At 57.2% G+C, this 2,477-nt stretch carries 3 protein-coding genes and 2 pseudogenes; 1 reads left to right on the forward strand and 4 read right to left on the reverse strand.

Translation table 11 applies throughout. From position 1 onward, the window contains the following. The 3 genes from ACOI1H_RS24890 to ACOI1H_RS24900 form a co-directional block, all read right to left on the reverse strand. A partial coding sequence (locus ACOI1H_RS24890) for a DUF3618 domain-containing protein (protein WP_422440947.1) occupies positions 1–672 on the reverse strand: 672 nt, incomplete at its 3' end. Further along, positions 662–1,057: a phage holin family protein gene (locus tag ACOI1H_RS24895; protein WP_422440948.1), complete on the reverse strand. Its 396-nt coding sequence runs from the start codon at positions 1,055–1,057 to the stop codon at positions 662–664. The genes ACOI1H_RS24895 and ACOI1H_RS24890, both read right to left, overlap by 11 nt. Next, positions 1,057–1,617, reverse strand: coding sequence for a hypothetical protein (locus ACOI1H_RS24900; protein ID WP_422440950.1), 561 nt, complete (start codon positions 1,615–1,617; stop codon positions 1,057–1,059). Before ACOI1H_RS24900 ends, ACOI1H_RS24895 begins: the two co-directional genes overlap by 1 nt. Before the next feature lie 246 nt (positions 1,618–1,863). On the opposite strand from ACOI1H_RS24900, the pseudogene ACOI1H_RS24905 reads away from it, so the two are divergent. Beyond that, positions 1,864–2,049, forward strand: a pseudogene (locus ACOI1H_RS24905) (transposase); the annotation flags it as partial. Between the two features lie 62 nt (positions 2,050–2,111). Here ACOI1H_RS24905 and ACOI1H_RS24910 read toward each other — a convergent pair. After that, a pseudogene (locus ACOI1H_RS24910) lies at positions 2,112–2,420 on the reverse strand (IS21 family transposase); the annotation flags it as partial. Positions 2,421–2,477 lie beyond the last annotated feature (57 nt).

Raw genomic sequence — 2,477 nt, forward strand, 5'->3', positions numbered from 1 at the left:
AGCTTGCCGGCGTGCAGTAACAATGCGGTCACGTGCTGCGGCAGACATATCCTCTGTGCCATGCGAAAGCCGGTCCCGCAGATCCACCATACGATCGCTCACAGAGTGGCCGCCGCTTCTCCCGCTGTCACTTGCTGTAGAGGTGGCATCGCGCGTGTCTTCTCCCAGGCCTGTATCCTGGTTGTATTTTTGGTTCGGCGCGGTGCTTTGCGTGCTGGCTGGCGATGCAACGACGTTGCCGCCACGTTTGGCCCAGACCGGCAAATCCGGATCATGCCTGCGGGGCAATCTTGTAAGCCGAGGACGCTGTGGTGAACTGCTACGGTTGGAAGGCCACGAGCTGCGTGATCGGTCATATCCGGTCGATTTACCGGACAGATCCTGATCCTCGCTGCCAGATTTCGTCAGATCAGGCTGGCCACGACCATTTCCGAAGATCAGCCATGCTAGTCCGATACCGGTCACGGCAATGGCTAGCGGATTTTTCTTCAGCGAATCCGACACCGATCGACCGATGTCACCACCGTGCTCGCTGAACTGATTAGATACCTGCCGCGCCAGACGCTCGACCGAGAACCGGTCCTGCACCTCATTGAGCGTGTCCGTCAGTCTTTCGCGGTTTGTCTCGATGTCTTTTTCGATTTCGGCTGGACTACGGGTATCATTGTTCATTGTAAGTCTCCTTGATGGCTTCGGCATCGCGCTTGACGTTTTTGGCTGTACGCGTCGGCGCGAGGCTCGTTGCTTTCAGATCGTTTGTGCCCTTTGTCATCATGAAGAATGCGATCGCTGCGAGCACGACACCCACGATCAGGGCTGCCCAGCCCGCATCGAGACCGGCATTTGTCAGCGCGGCCACCAATGCAGCGGTCAGGACGTTCAGTGCAGCCAACGCAACTACAACCGCGCCAACGAGCATACCAATTGCGACCGCGGCCTTTGTGGCATTCTCGCTCACCTCGGCACGCGCCAGATCCACTTCATTGCGAACCAAGGAACTAATGTGACTCAGAGCATCGCTGAGCAATCCACCCGTGGATTTATCACGATCGTCCATCAGACGGGTCCTCCTTTGGTGTACGCGCCTGTGCTGCCAGAGGCGTACGCGCTTGTATCCGGCTTTGCCTGAGGTTTTTCATCCGCCGGGGTCGCATAAGGCGAATGGCTGAAACGTCTCTCTGCAGAGTCGCGATCATCATGCGATGCATGTTCTGAGGCTTTCGCAAACCGCGATGCAGCCAGTCCGATCAATACGGCACCACCCAGAAACACGACAGGGTTGCGACGCGCGAATGCGCTAACGTCGCGCGTCAGCTCGGAAAAATCCTTGCCCCGGATCGTGTCTGAAAAATCGGCAAGTCCGGTGGAAAGCTGCCGGAATGTCCGCGACTGCGGAGAATCGTCGCGCAATTCGTCCGCTGCCTTGCGCAGGGCGGACGCGATCCCGTCGACCTCGTTTGCAGCGGTGTCCTTGGCGGCGTCAACCTGGTCAGAGACTGCCACCTTGGCACTCTGCATCATGGTTTTGGCGCTTTCCTTGGCTTCTTCAGTGGCAGACTTCGCGGCCATTTTCTCGTCTTTGTCCGTTAAAGAATTGAGCGGTGAGGTATTTTCCATGTGAAACTCCATTGGCGAAGATGATACCGGCCCGAGACGTTCAAGGGTGCTTGACGGAAAGACACATAAGAACGTTTCTTGCAGATATCTGTGGAAACGGCAGTTTCATCGGCGACCGCCCATCATCAGTCTAACTGGGGCATGCCAAGTCACGCCGTTTTGATGTTTGAAGAACCTCCAGCTTGCCACAAAAGTTCCCGTGCTGAGATGCTCCCCAATCTCTGGACAGGATCTGGCGCTTTTAAGAACCCCCTTGAGCGCCTCAATAGAGAGGTGAAGCGCCGAGCTGATGTCGTGGGAAACTTCCCAAATGAGCAGTCGATCATCCGCTTGAGCGGCGCGTTGCTCCTCGAGCAGAACGACCACTGGCAAGGCCAGCACCGTCACATGCAGGTGGAGGCATTCAGCCTCATCGACTCCGCCCAGATCGATCCACTTCTCCGCATCTCAACACAGACCGCCTTAACGATTTCCGCGAATGACCATGCTCGAATTTACAACAGCTTGACGGACGCAACCATGTCCGGCCCACCAATCGTCTTTCCGTCGATCAGACGGTGCAGAAAGTTCAGCATTTGGGTCTTGGTTGGGACACCTCCTGCCGGCGCCATTTCCACGGCGACCAGCACGGCCTGTACGTCGTGGGGCAGAACCAGCGCCAGGATGTCGACGATCTCTCTGTCACCGCCAGGCTTGAACAGCATGAGGTCTTGGAACTGCTTGAAGGCCGAAGGGAATTCCGCAATGGGGGCACCGTTCCGCAAGGTGCCGGGCTTGCGCTGAAGGACAGCCAGGCAATGTCGGTTTGCCAGGATCGAGAACTACCGTAACTGTTGCGGCGGGTTTGCAAGACGCCGCGG

Origin of the sequence: Loktanella sp. DJP18 (genome assembly GCF_049310965.1) — a bacterium.
Taxonomy (GTDB): domain Bacteria; phylum Pseudomonadota; class Alphaproteobacteria; order Rhodobacterales; family Rhodobacteraceae; genus Loktanella.

Bases quoted from the DNA above. Each gene is read 5' to 3' on its own strand.
- ACOI1H_RS24895 (WP_422440948.1), bottom strand. From the start codon at position 1,057: ATGGACGATCGTGATAAATCCACGGGTGGATTGCTCAGCGATGCTCTG.
- ACOI1H_RS24900 (WP_422440950.1), bottom strand. From the start codon at position 1,617: ATGGAAAATACCTCACCGCTCAATTCTTTAACGGACAAAGACGAGAAA.